The following is a 19257-nucleotide window of genomic DNA, read 5'->3' as shown; positions in this document are numbered from 1 at the left end:
GGAGCTTGCTCCCAGTCGGTTAACGGCTTTTCGCCGTGTAGCGCATGTGCACGATAATGTCGGTGATCGAGTTGATCATGTCGCGCTGCGCCGCCGGGTTGGAAAAGCTCAGGGTCCAGCGAGAGATTGCGCCAGTGCCCTCGAACGGCAGATAGCGCTCATCGTCGAAGTTGAAAACGAACAAGCCGTCATCGTCCACGCCGGTAGACAAGGCGATCTGCTGGCTGGCACGCATGTTTTCCTTGAGCGGCCCGTCAGGCTGGGCGTCCATCTGCACCGCGCTGTACGACTGGGTCAGGGTGGCGCGGATGTCCTGATAAGGCCCGACCGTGGCTGGCAACGACACACTGATGCGCTTGATGCGCCGCAGGTAGTGGCTCGGGTAATCCTCGTCAAGCATGGCTCGGGTGATTTCGAACTCGGCAATCCCGTCTTGCGCCAGGCGCTCGACCACGGCATCCCAGCCGTGATTAATCCCGGCACCATCTCCCTCGGTTATTGGCAACTGGCGCACCGATACCGTCTTGACGATCTCCATTTTGCGCTCGTTGCGTGCCATATAGGCCGCGTCCATGCGCAGCAGATTCAGTTTCAGGGCCTCGCCAGCAGTCAGACCGCGCCAGGCATCCTTCCAGGCCGCGGGCTGGATGAAGGAGGCCGAGTAGTCGGCAATTTCATACTGCCAGCTGGCTTGCGTCGCCAGGCACAGTGAGAACGTGGCGTCATAGGCCTGGTAGTAGAAGGTCGAGAACTGCCCATTGAGCCATTGATAGAGCTGGCTGTTGGTGAAGCGCTTGTTGAGAAATGCATAGACAGTCTCGGCCTGTTTTTTGGCTTCCTGAGCCTGACGAAGTTGCAAGGCGGTAACGCGGGTCTGGGCGTCGTGGACAGTCAGTTGCAAGGTGATCTGTTCGGACTCGAGCAAGGCCTGATCGCGCGCGTGTTCCCATTCCTGGAGGCGCCGACGGAAGGATTCCGCGCGTTCCAGTGCCTGGCCGATAGACGTATGCTGAGCGGCGGAGGCATGAAATGCGACGGCGACCATTTCCAGCACGCCTTCCAGGCGGAAGCCCCCGACAGCACCTCCTGCCGCAGCGCCGACAGCCATGCCGCCTGTCGCACCGGCATGAAAGCCCGCATGATTAGGAGCCACTTTCAAGGCTGAAGCCGCAACGTTTGATGTGTTGGCATTCCCTTCAGCAATCCGTGCAGCGAGTAGCTCGCGGCCTACTGCGACTTCCCCTGCACTGACATTTTCAGCCGCCAGTAGGCCGTAAAAACTGGCTCGGGCATCAATCACGGCCTTGCTGGCCTCCAATGCCTTGCGTGCCTGAACTTCGACTTTTTGCGCCTCAAGCTGCAGGTCAATGGCGTACTGGGCGAACTCCCAGACCTGCTGCTGTTGCAACTCCATCAGTTGGCCCTGCTCCTTGCGCTCGATGATCGACAGCAAGGTGAAGCCAAACTGGATCAGGGTCTCCACCGCCGCGCTGGCCCTGGCGAACATGACCGGGTAACGATAGTGGGGCGTTTCCTGAGCCAATCGGCTGCCTGCACCGCTGTCGGTCGCGCCATTGGCGTAGGCTGCGAGCAGCGCCCGTGGGTCCAGCGGTGCGGCGAACAGCGGCAGCGACAGTGGCTTGCCGTCCAGGGTGAGGTTGTGGCGCAGGTTGTACAGGCGCGACTCAAGCATGTCCCAGTATTTGACCAGCTCCGAATTCATCGGGAGGATGAAGTGATCGCTGTCTTCCTCGTTCAATGTCGGGTCGCTGCCGAAGGTGCTCAAGCGCAGGGACGGTTGGCTGAAACTGACAGTGGCTTTGCCATCGTTGACGGCGGCGCTGGCACGTACCTGTTGTTCCTGCTCGACAAGCTGCTGCTCGAAAGCCCGCAGTCCCGGACTGGTGGATGCTGCCAGATCGCCCAGTGCCATCGGCGTCCATTGGCTGGTCAGTTTCACATCCGGGCGCGGCCCGAGCAGATCGAGAATACGCACGTACCACAGCTTGGCTTCGCCCAGACTGTCGGGCGTCAATTGCCGATAGGCCATGTCGCCGCGGTCGATAAGGTTTTTGATGTAATGGAAATACACCGCTTTCTGATAGCGCACCGGGTCGCTTGCCGCGATGCCGTCCGGGTCGATAGGGGCGCGCAGAAAGTAATCCGGGTCCGGTATCTCCACCAGAGGTCGAACGTTCCAGTAAGCCGGTGCGTCGCCTGTTTTTTTACGGCCAGGGTCGAAGATGAACCCGAGCCAGCGTTCGGCATCGGTGAAGCGTTGTTCCAGGTTGAGGCGATGGGAAATCATGAACGGCAGATGCAGAAACAGCTCCCAGAAGTACAGGCCGTTGGCACCTTCGAAGTCCATCAGGTCAGCGATGGCGTCATCATCGATGGGCGGTTCCTGTAGCTGCTGGGTGTCCCAGGACAACAAGGCTTCGAGCGCAATGTTGGCCTTGTTGATCAACTCGCGGGCGAACAGCGTGTTCATGCGGATCGGGTCGCGGGTATCGATGGTGGAGTTGTCGCTGAACCGAATGCTGGAGGCGGAGAAATCGATGTATTCGGCGATCCCCAGAATGGCGTTGATGCGTTTGCTGATTTTGGGCGCGATAGGGTCGCCCCCATCAGCGGTTGTCCACTCCAGCTCTATTTCGGTGGATTTGAGGGCGTTACCGATCCAGGCAGGGGGAACTAGCGTGTTTACGGCAAAGCCGTGGGTGATGTAAAACTTTTTCGATCCGCTGATGAATTGGGTTTGCGGAAGATTTGGCAGAAGCGTGGATTTATCGAATGTAATGATTGTTTCGTAACGGCTCGGTGCTGTAATGCTGCTGGTCGGAGGTCGTGCGGTCAGCTGCTTTTGCGAGTTGTTGTGGGGGACGTTCATATCCAATGGGTAACTGAACGATTGGGCGAAAGAAAGCGTGTCAGTGTAGTGAGGCCCTACGTGTGCAGAGGGATACAGATTATATGAAGTTTCGCCTTGTATAAGTGCTATGAGTGCCCAGGATATGACCTCCGGGTCGGTTGCCGCCAAAGACATTAGCTCGACAGCGCCCACCTTCAGTTTGCCGCCTCTAAGGTTCCAGTCGGTGGTATATCGTTCTATACGGTAAAAACTATTGTATGGGTTGCGAAGGAAAGTGGTACTTGAGGGGGGAGCGGCTACAGCGCTATATAGGTCCAGCGCCAGGTCGCCCCAATAGCCTCCGGTTGATTCGATTTTTAAGTTTGAGCCGTTCTGTAATATAAAGTTTTCATGGTAGATGTCGAGATCGTCGGGTGTCGTTATGAACTCAAACGTCCACTGGCTGGCTGGCTCAGTCAATACGAGTGTGGTTTTAGTAGTACCATTAATGAGGATGTCCTTGTTTATTGCAGTGCTTAATTTTATTGTGGAGTTTTCAAGGTCCAGGCGGGGTGCATAGACACCGGTCATCTGGGCTATTGCTTCCTGATGGTCTTGGTAGTCCCACCAGGTGTCGCCATCGTTTGGAGATGTTGTCAGGGATGGTTTTAGCCTGATATACAAGCTCCACGTAAACTGAAAATTCCCCTTGTTCTTTAAAGCAAATGCCCAGCAGGTCTTGCGCACGCGAGGTTGCTCCAGACCCAGGTCTGCCTTGTCGGAAACGGCGTCTACGTAGTTCGCAACTGGAAAAGCTGGCGTTTTGTTGAAATTCTTGTCGATAAAGGCCGTGTGTAGAAAAGCATAGGTCGATGTTGATCCATCGGTGTCACCAGGCGCCAGCGCTTCACCCGCATACATGGCGATAAACAGCGATTCCGGGGAGGCCGACACATCGAAGATGGCAATACTGTTCAGGTCGTTTTCAAGGTTGACTGCCTTGCCTGCCCGGGTGAAGACATTGGGTGTGGTCACGTCCATGTAGATTTGTGGCGCACTCCAGGAGTCGTCATATTTTTTATAGGAAATATTGAATACCAGACGCACATTGGGTGTGATCACCGTCAAGGGCGCGATGTCAGCCGGTGGGGTGATGGGGATACTGCCATCGGCGCCTGGCTTAACCGTGCCTTCGGGCAGCGTAACCGCTACCTGTTCGGTCACGTGAACCAGGTCCACCCACGTCACAAACAACCGATTGTTGAAATACACCGGGCGAATGGTTCTTTCCAGTGTATTGGCATTGATGCCGATCTCGGCGCGCTTCCAGTCGGACCAGGCACCGGGTGTCGGATTGTCGAACTTCGCCCCTTCAGTGCCTTCCTGGTAGGCACGCTCATTCATGTCCACCGTGCGCCAGTAATAAATGTTCTCGGCGCGCGACTTGCCGATAAAGTAGTACTTGCCTTCTGCGAATCGGTCGCTGTCGATGTAGCCGTTGATGATCGTCAGGTTGGCGACTTCTTCAAAACTGGCCAGGTAGGCTTTTACCGCATCTTGCGCCGTGTCGATATTGATCCTGTTCTGATTGATATCGTTTTCCAGTTGCGTGAAGTAGCCGGACTTCTTCAAGCGCAATGCCGGAGAAATATAGATTTCCGGATACAGTGCCAATTGCATATTGGCCGCCCAGATCGGGTATTGACTGCTGCGTTCACGCCACTCGACAAAGCGCGCTTCGGTCGGCAGCAGCGTTTCATAGCCCGGCTCCATGCCCAGTAACGTGCCATTGATGAGCTGCTGCAGGCTGCTCATTGCCGACGCGACATAACTGGTCTGGACTTCATTGCTGACCTGATTGTCGAGCAGAAAAAACTCATACAGGTCATTGGCGGTTTTCAAGCGCTGGTCCAGGCCCAGGCGCTTCAGCATAGGGTCGTTGGGTACGACCTCACTCAGATAGTAAGCTACCAGCGCATCGCGAAAGGATTCGTTGAGCCGGCTTTCAAGGGTATCGGACATGATCAGGCCTCCATGGCATTGAACAGGTTAATGCTCACGGCTTAACGGTTGGCGGCTATCACGGCTTCGCCTACGGACTTCCAGTGCGAGGCCGTGCTGGTCGCTGTCAGGTCGGTAGCCGACAGTAATTGTCTTGCCGAAAGGCCGGTGACATCACTGGCGCTGTGCATCCGGCTTAACCAGTCCACTTCGTGCATGCTGGAAGCGATACGATCTGACCCGGTCAGCAATGCGTTTGCGGCCAGCACTTCAGATGACGTCCAGCCTGTCAGTGACGCCAGCCGCGCAGCACATTGTGTAGCGTCTCGCTGCGGGTCATTGGCTTGCTTGAAATACTCAAGCAGCGCTTCCTCCGGGTAACCGCAGTTGTCGCGCCAGTTGCTGTAACGGTCGAGCAAATACAGACTGTTCGGTGAGAGATAAAACTGGCCTTCTGAGCCTGCGTACAGCCAGCGTGGATTGATCAAAAAAGTGCGCAGTGCCCGGGCGCTCAGCCCCAGTTGCTGGCTGACTTCTGAATAGCGAATCAGCGTCGAGAGTGTCTGAATGACGCCATTATCCCAAAGTAACGCAGCGAGAAACTTGCTTACGTCGCTGCCTGCCCAGCGTATCACCGGCTCGCAACGGTCCGGCGGCAAACCGGTGAGGGTCAGCAACAGCTCTTCCACCAGCCGATGCTGATTCCGATAGCCGTTCAATACGAACGTTGCAAGTCTGGCTTCGACTTCGCTTGCAAGGGGTTCCGCGATGGCTATGGCGGACAAGCGTTCATGCAGGGTGCGGCGGATGCTGACCGCGGGTTCCTCGTGCAGCGGCTGAGTCCTGACCAGCCCTGATTCGTCGATCAGGTAAGAGAGGATTAACCACCAATTGATGGTGTTGTTTTGGTCATCCTTGCTTGGCAAATCAAGGGATGCCAGCTGGTCGCTGTTCACTACAGCCAGGCGCGCATCATTGGTTAATTGCTCAAGCTGAACAGTCAGTTCCTGCGTGACTATTGTTTCGGTCATGTCCCAGCCTGCCTGACGTCGCAGTGTGGTGACGTCTCGATCAGACGCTTCGAGCCATGTGACTGCCCAGTCCAGTTGCATCAGGATATCGAGCACGTCCGGTTCGGTGTCGTCGAGTTGACCTGAGACCACCTTTTTCCGAAAAGACAGAGAGCCTAGCAGGTCGATCAATGCCCGGCATTGCGCAGTGGTCAGACCGAACATCGAAGCAATGCGGGCTTGGCGGTACAGCGAAGAGATCATGCTGACGTTGAGTCTGAAGTCAGTGGGCGCGTTGCCAATCAGTTCGCGAACATCGATGGCCAGTTGCCTCAGGCCCTCATGAGTGCTGGACAAATGCAAGGCTCGGCTCAATTGAGCGCGAGCTTTGACGTGCTCGCTACTGTCCTGATCGAGGTCGAGAATCGACCCATCCAGCACCAGCGGGGTATCGAACAATGCAGGGTTGTTGAATACCCGGTCGAACATCGGCAAGCGTCCGTCGTTTGCCTCGCCGGGCATCTGGTGAACAAAGGCTGCAAACTCACCAGGCGCGAGGCCGTAACGTTTGTTCAGATACCGATAGGTTCCCAGTGCGCGCAGCGTATTTACCGTCAGCACCATCTGAGGGTTCACGGCGCCTTCGGAGCGAATGACGGCCATGACCAACGTGTCCAGCGCTGTGAAAGAAATGCCTGTCCAGCGCTGCAGACGGATCATGCGTTGCAGGCGGTCGAAACGGTCCACGCTGGTGTTGGTCAGGTATACGACACCATCAATGTCCTTGCGAAGCCCCATCGCTGGATCGGCGGCTGTGCCATTGACGTATCCAGCCCCAAAGCGACTCACGATTGCAGCAGCGCCTTCATCATGTGACGGCTTCCCCCCGGCAATTTGTCCAGCCGATTGGATATTGGGCGAGGGGTAAGGCGTATGACCGCCCATGGCAAGAAGTGCTTCCACGGCATCGCTGTCGAGCTCGGTCTTGGCCATGAAGGTATCAAGGCTATTGAGCGGATTGCTGGCGTCGTCTGAGTAAGCGATGTTGTATTTGGTTTTGAAGAACGGAATGATGACTTCCGGCTGAGTCGTCAGTGCAGGTTCAAGCACGATTGCCTGTTGTTCAGGACTTAAACCGCTCATCAGCGCCTGTGCGATGGCGCTGGATTGCTGCACTTTTCCAAACTCGTCAGTCGGCGTCGAGGTCGCCGGAACTTCAAGGCTGACGTGATAACTCAGCTCACCGAGCATCGGCTTTTTGCCTGCCAGCCCCAGCGTTATCTGTTGAAAGTGAAAGTTGTAAGGAAACTGAAACGGGTGTTGTTTCTCGGCCACCAATTGGTAAATAGTCTTGCCCTTGTCTTCAGGCACCGTGTCCACGTAGGCGTTGATGGCTTTACTTAACACCTGATTGACGATATGCAGCGTAGGCACTGGCGTGAAGGTGCTTTGTTGATCGATCAACAGATCCTTGAGGTCAGGCCGTCGTTCATCGAGTTTGATTCGGCTCGGTTCCGCCACGCTGCCTTCCAGCTGTTCCATAGCAAAACGATACAAGGACGTCAGGTACGCCACTGGCGAATCCTTGGCCTCGATTGCACCCACCTTGCAAAACAGATCCCAGTTCTCCTTGAACAGATTAGGGAAGCCAGGCCCGATGTCTACCAGCGAACGCACGCCGGTGCGCCGCGTCAGCTGTTGGGTTCGGCCTGAGGACAGCAGTTGATTGCGATACAGGCGCACGATCTGGGTGGCGTAACAGCGAGCGTTTTCATAGGCGAGCGCTGCATCAGCATCACTGATACGTGAGAGTTCGTGAACAAAAGCGCTTTTGGAGCGCCGTACGATATCGAACACTGAATGGATGTTCAGTTTTTCCATCGCGTTGATGAACGATAACGTGTCATCGCCATGTTCGTGCGTGTCGTTCCCGGTTCGGGCCAGGTTGCGTAGAAGGGAGAAGGGTTGCTCGGTCATGTCCGGCGCTCCAGTGGTCATGACACAGCCTTGTTTAGCATGGCGCTCGCGTCTAGCTGACAAAAGTGTCAGTCAACCATCAACAACACTAAGAATTTCCCGGCAAAACAAAGCATTAGCGCCCGACGCTGGAGGTATATTCATTGGCGATTGACTGCCCAAAGGTTATGCCTATTGGTTCTTGACCAAACAGCGTGCGTCCATTTGTCTGCTGTTATGGTTGAAGGGCGTCACTAACGGCGGATAGAGGTTTCAAGGATGAACTCGATCATGCACACCAACACGCCGCAATTGGCGGTCAGCGATTCACGGGGCCTGCCGGTACGCAGTGTGCAGTTCTATCGTGGCGCTGATGGTCAGCCTGTTGAAGCCAGGGTGACGCAGCACTATTTCGACAAGGCCGGGCGACTGATCGCCAGTCGCGATCCACGTTTTTCCAGTCGTTTGAAATACAGTGTCTGTGCGCCTGTGAACCTGATGCAAATCGTCAGCTTGTCCGGGGCTTTGCTGCTATCGAACAGTGTCGACTCAGGTTGGCGGGTGAGCCTGAACGGCGAAGCGGGGCAGTTAGTCGACAGCTGTGACGGACGTGACAACCCGCGCCAGATCGAATACGACAGGCTGTTGCGCCCTTTGGCGATCAACGAATCAGGCCGAATGACCGAGCGCTTCACTTATGGCGGGCCTGCCACTGCTGAGCATAACCAGTGCAATCAACTGATTCGCCATGACGATACGGCAGGCTCGCGTTTGCTGCTGGACTATGGACTGTCGGGTAGGGCGTTGAGCGAAAAAAGGTACTTCCTGCAGTCGCCCGACAGCCCGGACTGGCCACTTGCCGAGCCTGATGGTGATGCACTGCTCGAGCCGGTCGGCCTGCAGACGCGCTGGGCTTTCAACGCGCAGGGCGAGGACCTGGCGCAGACTGACGCAAACGGTAATGTCCAGCGTTTCAGTCACGGTGTGGCTGGGCAACTGCACGCTGTTGAACTGACCCTGGCCAATACGGCACAGCGGCAAACGCTGGTCAGTGCAATTCACTACGACGCGTTCAATCAGGCCGAGCAGTAGACGGCAGGAAATGGCGTGGTCAGTCGCTATTTGTATGACCAACAGGACGGTCGGCTGACTGAGCTCAGTGCGCTATCTGCCGACGGCTCGGTGTTGCAAAAACTGAACTACAGCTATGACCCGGCAGGTAACGTTCTACTCATCAACGATGCCTCGCAACCAGACCGGTATTGCGGCAATCAGCGTATCGAGCCGATAAACCGTTACTGTTACGACACGTTGTATCAGTTGATCGAAGCCACGGGGCGGGAGATCAGACACGGGGCCAGCCATGGTCCGGCGCTGCCGGGCCTGCAATCTCTGCCGACGCTCGATCCTTGCCAGGTCAGCAACTACACACAGCGTTACAGCTACGACGCTGCGAGTAACCTGCTGCAAATGCGCCACGAAGGCGCACACAACTTCACCCGCAACATGCACGTTGCACCGGACAGCAATCGCAGCCTGCCGGACGATGACGGGGATGTGGATTTCGCTACGAGTTTTGATGCCAATGGCAATCTGCTGCAACTGGTTCGCGGGCAGGTTATGGGCTGGGATGCGCGTAACCAGTTGCAGCACATCACCACTGTGCAGCGTAAAGACGCACCGAACGATGACGAACGCTATGTCTATGACGGCCAGGGTCAACGTTGTCGCAAGATCAGTACTGCTCAGGCATCAGGTCGCACACTGACCGATGAAGTTCGCTACCTGCCGGGGCTGGAAATTCGTACTACGGCCGATGGAGAAACTCTCCACGTCGTTACGGCTCAGGCGGGTCGCAACAGAGTACGGGTGTTGCACTGGGAAGCAGGAAAACCAGGCGCTATCGCGAACGATCAGGTGCGTTACAGCCTGGGTGATCATCTGGGCTCGAGCACGCTGGAGCTTGATCAGCAAGGCGGCCTGATCAGCCAGGAAAGTTATTACCCCTTTGGCGGCACGGCCTGGTGGGCGGCGCGCAGTGCAGTGGAGGCCAAGTACAAAACAGTGCGTTATTCGGGTAAAGAGCGCGATGCCAGCGGGCTTTATTATTACGGGTTCAGGTATTACGCGCCGTGGTTGCAGCGGTGGATCAATCCGGACCCGGCGGGGGATGTGGATGGGTTGAATTTTTATGCAATGGTTGGGAATAGTCCGGCAGCTTGCGTGGACCCCTCTGGGCTCGCCGGCGACTATCGTGGACGGCGAGACAGTGTCGAGCGTGACGTGTTACTTGATACCCGCATTCTTGCACGTGGTAGAAGCGAAATATCAAGGCTTCCAAACACTGAAAGTAATTATATGGACAAGGCTTTTAAGCTCGCTCACCTTGCCTTTGATGAAAGCTCAACAATTCTCGCCGCTCCGGCGTTGGCGGACATGCCTGAAATGCTGGTGAGTTATGTGTTGGGGGACAGCGTCAAGGAGAGGCTTGGCGAGGTGGTTGAAACATACACTGCAACGGCGGCCATGCTGAAAGAATATGATGAAGGAGGGGAGCAGTACAATCAGATTGCTGTGATGAAAAGCTATCCGGGGACGGATGCATTTATTGACCTCGAAGATCAGCATAAACGCATATTCATAGTAGAAGACTTTTTAAAGCATCATGTGGCGGGCACATCAATCACACTGGGGCATGAAGTGTCCCACATCGTCCGCGACAACGAAATTCTTGATTTCGGGTACCTGGCTCCCGGCTTACGGGATGAAAAGGAAGCCGCTATAAGTGAGGAGCGCTACCTGACGCACCTTGAGGGCGGGCTTCAGTCGGCGATGGAATATTCTTATGGTCAAAAAAATCCGCACATGTTTCGAAGCGTCGAGCGCATGATGCAAAAGAATGTGCTAGGTGCCGAGAGAGCCATGGAACTTTTCAAGGTCAAGAGCATGCAGGACCTGAAAGTCGAGCGTTTGAGCGATCCCGGAGTACGAACCAATCTATTGATGAACAATGCAGACAGCTTGGCAATGTTAAGTTTCATGCTTGCGGAGTCGGCTGTGAAAGGCCGTCTGAGAAGCTGGGGTGCATTGGTATAATGCCGGCAGTGGGCTATCCATGCCATCCGGCATGGGCAAGGCTGACAGTTTTTATTGCTGCACGCCCATCGCCGGGAATAAGGTCATATCAAACTTTCATGGATGAAGGTCATGAGTTCGATTGTGCACAGCAATACGCCGATACTGGTGGTCATTGAACCACGTGCGCTGGCCGTGCGTAGCGTGCAGTTCTGTCGAACTGTGGCCGGGCAGCCTCTTTGCGCGCAGGTGACCCATCAGCGCTATGACTGGGCAGGGCGTCCGGTTGTCGGTCGTGATCCGCGTCTGTTCAGTCGCTCGGAAACCGAAGCGCAGACCCCGGCAAATCGGGTGGTCAGGTTCAGTCTGTCCGGAGCGGCCTTGCTGAGCGAAAGCGTCGACTCGGGTTGGCGACTGAACCTGATGGGCGAGGCAGGGCAGTTGCTTGAAAGCCGGGACGGGCGAGGCACTCAGCGCTTGATGGAATACGACAGTTCGCTGCGCCCGGTCTCTGTGACAGAGCAGGGGCTTGTCGTCGAACGCCTGGCCTATGGTGGCGCCGACGCCGTTGAGCATAACCAGTGCAATCAACTGATTCGCCATGACGATACGGCAGGCTCGCGTTTGCCGCATGATTACGGCCTGCTTGGCGATGCGCTGGGTGAGAAACGGCATTTTTTGCAAGCGCCTGAAAGTCCGGACTGGCCGCTGGCCGAAGCAGAGCGCGATGCGCTGCTTGAGCTTGTCGGGCTGCAAACCCGCTGGGGTTTCAATGCGCTGGGCGAAGTGCTCGTGCAGACCGATGCCATGGGCAACACGCAGGCCTTTGGCATGACCGTCGCTGGGCAGCTGAAAACTGCTGAACTGACATTGGCCGGTGCCGCACAGACGCAGACGCTGGTCAGTGAAATACGTTACAACGCGCTTGACCAAGTCGAGCAGGAAACGGCGGGCAATGGTGTTGTCAGTCATTTCCAATATGATCCGCAGGACAGTCGGCTCGGTGCGCTCAACGCGATGGCGGCGGATGGCGCGCTGTTGCAAAAGCTGATTTACAGCTATGACCCGGTCGGTAATGTTCTGGTGGTCAACGATGCGTCCCAGCCAGACCGCTATTGTGACAACCAGCTTATCGAACCGATCAGTCGCTTCGAGTACGACACGCTGTATCAACTGATCGAAGCCAGCGGCCGTGAAGTCAGCAACGGTGCCAGCCATGGCCCGGCGTTGCCGGGCCTGCAATCTCTGCCGACGGATGATCCGTGTCAGGTCAGCAACTACACACAGCGTTACAGCTACGACGCTGCGGGTAACCTGCTGCAAATGCGCCACGAGGGCGCGCACGACTTCACCCGCAACATGCACGTTGATCCCGACAGCAATCGCAGCCTGCCCGACGCTGAAGGAGAAGTGGATTTCGCCACAAGTTTCGACGCCAACGGCAACCTGTTGCAGCTCGTGCGTGGGCAGACCATGAGCTGGGATGCGCGTAATCAGTTGCAGCACATCACCACCGTGCAACGTGAAGACGAGCCGAACGATGACGAACGCTATGTCTATGACGGCCAGGGTCAACGTTGTCGCAAGATCAGCACCTCGCAGGCATCAGGTCGCACACTGACCAACGAAGTTCGCTACCTGCCGGGGCTGGAAATCCGGACCACGGCCGATGGCGAAATCCTTCATGTCGTTACGGCTCAGGCGGGTCGCAACAGTGTGCGGGTGTTGCACTGGGAGGCTGGAAAACCGGATTCCATTGTGAACGATCAGGTGCGTTACAGCCTGGGTGATCATCTGGGCTCGAGCACGCTGGAGCTTGATCAGCAAGGCGGTCTGATCAGCCAGGAAAGTTATTACCCCTTTGGCGGCACGGCCTGGTGGGCGGCGCGTAGTGCAGTGGAAGCCAAGTACAAGACCGTGCGTTATTCGGGTAAAGAGCGCGATGCCAGCGGGCTTTATTATTACGGGTTCAGGTATTACGCGCCGTGGTTGCAGCGGTGGATCAATCCGGACCCGGCGGGGGATGTGGATGGGTTGAATCTGTACCGTTTTGTTGGCAATGCGCCGGTACTCATGGTCGACAACACCGGCTTGTTTGGTGAGCGAAGCAACGCTGCGAAGCAGGCTGCCGAAGCGAGCAAGCTGCACTTTGATACGTATCTTCAACCCAGAATAATGGAGCGGAGGGAAAGGGATAAGGAAAGCGCCATCGAATCATTGAAAAAGCGCACGGGGGCGACGTCTTCAGGAAGTGTGGGAGAACTCCTGGAGGCGGTGAGCGGGGTTCTTGAGACAGCTCCGATGACCTTTAATATACAGCCAGAAAAGCTTGGACGGTTGAAGGGCGAGGGAATGATTAATAGGTGGCATACACTAACGCATGAGGACAGCTGGACGCGCAGGAGAGATAAATTCGAAAATCTGATGTTTAAGTATGGCGATTCGTCGTCTGAGCTTGTTCGTAGAGCAGCCCTGACTGGAGCGCAAGAAAACAAGGGAACTCGACGTCCTCTTTACGGTGCTCTTCAGGTCGACAGGCATAGCGGTGCAGGCGGTGCACCTAGCCACGGTAGTGCGGCTTTTCACCTGTCAGACCAGGCGAGGTCCTATATGACGTTTACAGGAGCCGACAGCCTATGCTCAAAAGTCTCCCTGGATGTCCTGGCTTCGTCTGGAAATGTGTTTCCCTTGGTAACCAGCATGCTTCCTTGTACTTGGGAAGCGCTCACTCAGGGCTTGGGTAAAAACGATAACGCCGAACCCGGATCTGGATCCTCCAGCTATATAGAATGGCAGTCGCATGCCCCCGTAAAATGGCGAGATATGAAGTTTTTGAAGTTCGAGAAGTTCTCTGATCTGGACACGGCAAGGTCTGATCCTTCAACCGTAGCTTTTTTCAAAAAACATGCCGTTCCAGTGCGTCTGTATTCGATGTAGTGGCGAATGACTGCGTGGGGCAAGGCGCGGCACTCAGAAGCTAATGCAGCAAGCCCGGCTTGTTGGCCGGGCTTGCTGACATTGCTGCTTACTGCACTTCCACCGCCAGACTGTCGCTGATCTTCTTCTGCCAGATCTGCGGGCCGGTGATGTGAACGGATTCACCGGTGCTGTCGACGGCAACGGTCACCGGCATGTCCTTAACCTCGAACTCGTAGATCGCTTCCATGCCCAGCTCGGCGAAGGCCACGACGCGGGATTTCTTGATCGCCTGAGCCACCAGATAGGCAGCACCACCAACGGCCATCAGGTACACGGCCTTGTGGTCACGGATCGCTTCTATGGCGGTCGGGCCGCGTTCGGACTTGCCGATCATGCCCAGCAACCCGGTCTGATCGAGGATCTGCCGGGTGAACTTGTCCATCCGGGTGGCCGTGGTCGGGCCGGCCGGGCCGACGACTTCTTCGCGTACCGGATCAACCGGGCCGACGTAGTAGATGAAGCGACCCTTGAGGTCTACCGGCAGGGTTTCACCCCTGTTGAGCATTTCGACCATGCGCTTGTGCGCTGCGTCGCGGCCGGTGAGCATCTTGCCATTGAGCAAAACGGTTTCGCCCGGTTTCCAGCTTTGTACTTCTTCCGGGGTCAGAGTATCGAGGTTGACGCGGCGGGCCGATGGGCCGGCTTCCCAGACGATTTCCGGATAGGCGTCCAGCGATGGAGCCTCCAGCGAGGCAGGGCCGCTGCCGTCGAGCACGAAGTGCGCGTGGCGGGTGGCGGCGCAGTTGGGGATCATGCACACCGGCAGCGACGCGGCGTGGGTCGGGTAATCCATGATCTTGACGTCGAGCACGGTGGTCAGGCCGCCCAGGCCCTGAGCGCCAATGCCCAGCTGGTTGACCTTCTCGAACAGCTCCAGACGCATCTCTTCGATACGGCTTTGCGGGCCGCGGGCTTTCAGTTCGTGAATGTCGATGGACTCCATCAACACTTCCTTGGCCATGACCGCGGCCTTTTCTGCGGTGCCGCCGATGCCGATGCCGAGCATGCCCGGGGGGCACCAGCCTGCGCCCATGGTCGGAACGGTTTTCAGAACCCAGTCGACGATCGAGTCGGACGGGTTGAGCATCGCCATCTTCGATTTGTTTTCTGAACCGCCGCCTTTTGCCGCGACGTCCACTTCCACGGTGTTACCCGGGACGATGGAGTAGTGGATAACGGCCGGGGTGTTGTCCTTGGTGTTTTTGCGAGCGCCTGCCGGGTCGGCAAGGATCGAGGCACGCAAGACGTTTTCAGGCAGGTTGTAAGCGCGACGCACGCCTTCGTTGATCATGTCGTCCAGGCCCATGGTGGCGCCGTCCCAGCGAACATCCATACCCACGCGCACAAAAACCGTGACGATGCCGGTGTCCTGGCAGATCGGGCGATGACCGGTCGCGCACATGCGCGAGTTGATCAGGATCTGGGCGATGGAGTCGCGGGCGGCAGGCGATTCTTCACGCAGATACGCCTCGTGCATGGCCTGGATGAAGTCCACGGGGTGGTAATAGGAAATGAACTGCAGTGCATCTGCAACGCTCTGAATCAGGTCGTCTTGCTTGATCACGGTCATGCGGCGCGCTCCTCTGTAAGGACGGGAACATTCAATTACGCTATCGGCGGCAGTCTGGAACTGCGGCTTGAACCAGAGCTGTCAGGGTAGCCGTAGCGGGCGCAAAAAGGCGCGGCAGTATAACCCGCCCGACAAGCCAGTCTGTACAATCGCTGTTATTTTCTGCGCAGGGCGTCTGAATGCCTCAATTGCATGTGGGTGAGCGTAGCTGGTCGGTGCCATCGGCCGGCAACCTGCTCGACGCCCTGAACCATGCCGGTGTGCCGGTTCCGTACAGTTGCCGTGCCGGCAGTTGTCATGCGTGCCTGGTGCGCTGCGTAAAGGGTGAGCCTGAGGACGCATTGCCCGAGGCCTTGCCCGCTGAAAAGCGCCAGCAGGGTTGGCGGCTTGCCTGCCAGTGCCGAGTGGTGGGGGATCTGACCGTCGAGGTGTTCGACCCTCGGCGCGATGGCTTGCCGGCGAAGGTCGTGGGCTGCGACTGGCTTGGCCCTACGGTGCTGCGCTTGCGCCTGGAACCGTTGCGCCCTTTGCGCTACAGCGCTGGGCAGCATCAGGTGTTGTGGACCGCAAGCGGTATTGCTCGACCTTACTCGCTGGCCAGTCTTCCGGGCGAGGATGCGTTTCTGGAATTTCATATCGATTGCGGTTTGCCCGGTGCATTCCGTGATGCCGCCCGCCAGTTGCAGATTGGCGACGACATGCGGCTTGGCGAACTGCGCGGCGGGGCGCTGCGTTATGACCCTGACTGGCAGGACAAGCCGTTGCTGCTGCTGGCGGCAGGCACCGGTCTCGGGCCTTTATGGGGCGTGCTGCGCGAGGCGTTGCGTCAGGAGCATCAAGGCACCCTGCGTCTGATTCATCTGGCCCGCGACAGCCAGGCACATTACCTGGCCGATGAGTTACAGGCCTTGGCTGAACGTCATCCACAGGTGCTGGTTCAACTGATCACCGCGCAGACACTTCAGACAACCCTGGCCGAACTGCGCCTGTTGTCGCGGCATGCGATGGCGCTGTTGTGTGGCAGTGCCGACAGCGTGGAGCTGTTTGCCAAGCGGCTGTATCTGGCAGGGCTGCCGCGTAATCAGTTGCTGGCGGATGTGTTTGTGGCGCGGGAGTGAATCGGCACGTTGATAAAAAAGGCCCCGGCTCTTGCGAGACGGGGCCTTGGCTTGCAGCGCCGAGCTATAAGACCAGTGCTATCAGACCAATGGGTCGCCAACGTGCAGGATCTTCATGCCGTTGGTGCCACCGATGGTGTGGTAGCTGTCGCCCTTGGTCAGGATGACCCAGTCACCTTGCTCGACCAGGCCACGCTTGAGCAGTTCGTCGACGGCGGCCTGGCTGACCTGACCTGGCGGCAGGGCTCCCGGGTCGAACGGCACGGTGTAGACACCACGGAACATCGCAGCGCGCGCTTGAGTGCCACGGTGCGGAGAGAACGCGTAGATCGGCACCGAGGAGCGGATGCGCGACATGATCAGCGGGGTGTAGCCGCTTTCGGTCAGTGCGATGATCGCCTTCACGCCAGGGAAGTGGTTGGCGGTGTACATGGCGGCCAGCGCGATGCTTTCGTCGCAACGCGTGAACGAGTGACCGATACGGTGGCTGGACGTCTTGCCGGTCGGGTGCTTTTCAGCGCCTACGCAGATACGTGCCATGGCCTGTACGGCTTCGACCGGGTAGGAACCTGCCGCACTTTCTGCCGAGAGCATGACGGCGTCGGTGTAATCGAGCACGGCGTTGGCCACATCGGACACTTCGGCGCGGGTCGGCATGGGGCTTGAGATCATCGACTCCATCATCTGCGTGGCGACGATCACCGCCTTGTTGTGGCGACGTGCGTGCAGAATGATGCGTTTTTGAACACCGACCAGTTCGGCGTCGCCGATTTCAACGCCCAGGTCGCCACGGGCAACCATCACAGCGTCACTGGCACGGATCAGTGCATCGAGCACTTCGTCGTTGGCGACCGCTTCAGCGCGTTCGATCTTGGCAACCAGCCAGGCAGTGCCACCGGATTCGTCACGCAGCTGGCGAGCATATTCCATGTCGGCGGCATCGCGCGGGAAGGAAACGGCCAGGTAATCCAGGTCCATTTCGGCAGCGAGCTTGATGTCCTGCTTGTCTTTTTCGGTCAACGCCGGAGCGGTAAGGCCACCACCACGACGGTTGATGCCTTTGTGGTCGGACAGCGGACCGCCGATCAGCACGGTGCAGTGCAGTTCGTGTGCGGTCTGGGTGTCGACGCGCATGACCACGCGACCGTCGTCGAGCAACAGCTCGTCGCCTACGCCGCAATCCTTGACCAGATCCGGGTAGTCGATACCCACGATCTGCTGGTTGCCACTGGTCAGCGGGTGAGCCGTCGAGAAGGTGAACTTATCACCGACCTTCAGCTCGATTCGCTTGTCGGTGAACTTTGCGATACGGATTTTAGGACCCTGCAGGTCGCCCAGCAGAGCGACGAAGCGCCCGTGTCTGGCGGCGATTTCGCGGATGAGTTTGGCGCGTGCCTTGTGCTCATCCGGAGTACCGTGAGAGAAGTTCAGACGAGCAACGTCCAGACCCGAGAGGATCAGTTGTTCGATGACTTCCGGCGAGTTGCTGGCAGGGCCAAGTGTGGCGACGATTTTGGTGCGGCGAACGGTCATGCACAAACTCCTTAATTGAAGCGCAGCGAGAGGCTACTCCTGTCCGGGGCTTTAGTCATTGTTCCTTTGCACTATGGTGCTGCCGTCGTGGCGGGCAATCGGCTGACAGTCGGCGCTCGATTTGCTTGAAGAAACGGGCTGTCAGGCCGATACAGCGCAGAGAACAGGAGACTCCCATGCGTATTGTAACGATTGTTGTATTACTGACTGCGCTCAGCGGTTGCACCCGCTGGGCAATGAACTCCAACCTGGATCACGCCTACCGGGCCTATCAGGAGGGCGATTGTGACCGGGTGATGCTCGATCTTTCCAAGGTCGATCGTCAGAGTCGCGAGCGGCGCTATGTGCAGCCGGAAGTGTCGATGCTGCGCGGTCAGTGCCTTGAGCGGCAAAAACTGTACGTCGATGCTGCGCAGACCTATCAGTTCCTGATGAACCAGTACCCTGGCAGCGAATATGCGTATCGTGCGCGCGCTAGGCTCGACACGCTGGCTCAACTGGGCCACTACCCCCAGGCTCAGCCCGCCAGGCCTGTACCCGCACCGGCACCTGTGCGAAACGTATCCGTTTCAAAGTAGTTACCCTCGTTTGGATGGCAGGTGTCGTATTCGGGTGGATTTAAAAAAAATCTGATCTAGGCTGTGTTTACCAACGTACTAACTGTAACGAGCTGCTTCAAAAGCGTTCCCGGAGCGTTTGCAATCGAAGTCCTCGGCAAGAAAACGGTGTTAGGTGAACGCAACATTGGCCTTGGAAGGCAGCCTGCCATGCATAAAGAGCGAAAAATCGAACGGCACCAATTGCAGGACTATCTGCAGGTTTTCAATCGCCATACCGGCAAGCCGGTGGGGTGCCTGGGTAATGTGTCCGGGGAAGGACTGATGCTTATCAGCGATCTGCCGGTGCTGGTGGGGGCTAAATTCGATTTATGCCTGAAACTGCCGGGTAACACTGTCGGACAGACGCTTGAGGTCAGCGCCAAGTGCCTTTGGTGTCACGAAGACGAGACACCAGGCAGTTACGATTCTGGCTTCGAGCTGTCTCAGGTCTCGGCGGAGTATCTGGACTTCATCCGGCTGTTACAGCGGTATTTCTGTTTTTACCCTTCTTATGAAGCGTCAGCCTGATTCTGCCGGCTGGCAGATTCGACGTCGTGCACGTCGA

At 57.3% G+C, this 19257-nt stretch carries 8 protein-coding genes and 1 pseudogene; 5 read left to right on the top strand and 4 right to left on the bottom strand.

All coding sequences use genetic code 11. The annotated features are described in order from the left end of the window. Positions 1-19 precede the first annotated feature (19 nt). Positions 20-4873: a Tc toxin subunit A-related protein gene (locus QRN38_RS17730; protein ID WP_054090426.1), complete on the bottom strand. Its 4854-nt coding sequence runs from the start codon at positions 4871-4873 to the stop codon at positions 20-22. 41 nt (positions 4874-4914) lie between these two features. After that, positions 4915-7860 carry a Tc toxin subunit A gene (locus QRN38_RS17725; RefSeq protein ID WP_235814671.1) on the bottom strand — a complete coding sequence of 982 codons (2946 nt, stop codon included), beginning with the start codon at positions 7858-7860 and terminating at the stop codon, positions 4915-4917. A 237-nt stretch (positions 7861-8097) separates the two neighbouring features. Here QRN38_RS17725 and QRN38_RS17720 point away from each other — a divergent pair. Together QRN38_RS17720 and QRN38_RS17715 are read left to right on the top strand one after the other, a co-directional pair. Further along, positions 8098-10914: pseudogene (locus QRN38_RS17720) on the top strand (RHS repeat domain-containing protein). A 111-nt stretch (positions 10915-11025) separates the two neighbouring features. After that, positions 11026-13830: an RHS repeat domain-containing protein gene (locus tag QRN38_RS17715; RefSeq protein WP_057419004.1), complete on the top strand. Its 2805-nt coding sequence runs from the start codon at positions 11026-11028 to the stop codon at positions 13828-13830. A gap of 88 nt (positions 13831-13918) precedes the next feature. Here the strand turns inward: QRN38_RS17715 and QRN38_RS17710 are convergent, their stop codons facing one another. Further along, the gene (locus QRN38_RS17710) at positions 13919-15442 is read right to left on the bottom strand and encodes a fumarate hydratase (RefSeq protein WP_003395253.1); all 1524 of its coding nucleotides are present in this window, start codon (positions 15440-15442) and stop codon (positions 13919-13921) included. A gap of 179 nt (positions 15443-15621) precedes the next feature. On the opposite strand from QRN38_RS17710, the gene QRN38_RS17705 reads away from it, so the two are divergent. Then, positions 15622-16560: an iron-sulfur-binding ferredoxin reductase gene (locus QRN38_RS17705; protein WP_007246206.1), complete on the top strand. Its 939-nt coding sequence runs from the start codon at positions 15622-15624 to the stop codon at positions 16558-16560. Positions 16561-16641: 81 nt separating this feature from the next. Here the strand turns inward: QRN38_RS17705 and pyk are convergent, their stop codons facing one another. Further along, a complete protein-coding gene (gene pyk / locus QRN38_RS17700) occupies positions 16642-18093 on the bottom strand; it encodes a pyruvate kinase (RefSeq protein WP_003380907.1) in 1452 nt (483 codons plus the stop codon). Positions 18094-18269: 176 nt separating this feature from the next. On the opposite strand from pyk, the gene QRN38_RS17695 reads away from it, so the two are divergent. Together QRN38_RS17695 and QRN38_RS17690 are read left to right on the top strand one after the other, a co-directional pair. Continuing rightward, the gene (locus QRN38_RS17695; protein ID WP_005620234.1) at positions 18270-18671 is read left to right on the top strand and encodes a tetratricopeptide repeat protein; all 402 of its coding nucleotides are present in this window, start codon (positions 18270-18272) and stop codon (positions 18669-18671) included. Positions 18672-18860: 189 nt separating this feature from the next. Continuing rightward, on the top strand, positions 18861-19220 hold the full coding sequence (locus tag QRN38_RS17690) for a PilZ domain-containing protein (protein ID WP_005768657.1): 360 nt from the start codon (positions 18861-18863) through the stop codon (positions 19218-19220). The last annotated feature ends 37 nt before the right edge of the window (positions 19221-19257 follow it).

It is taken from the genome of Pseudomonas sp. CFBP2511 (assembly GCF_030209255.1).
GTDB classification, from domain to species: domain Bacteria; phylum Pseudomonadota; class Gammaproteobacteria; order Pseudomonadales; family Pseudomonadaceae; genus Aquipseudomonas; species Aquipseudomonas avellanae.
This window is presented reverse-complemented; position numbering and strand designations above follow the sequence as displayed.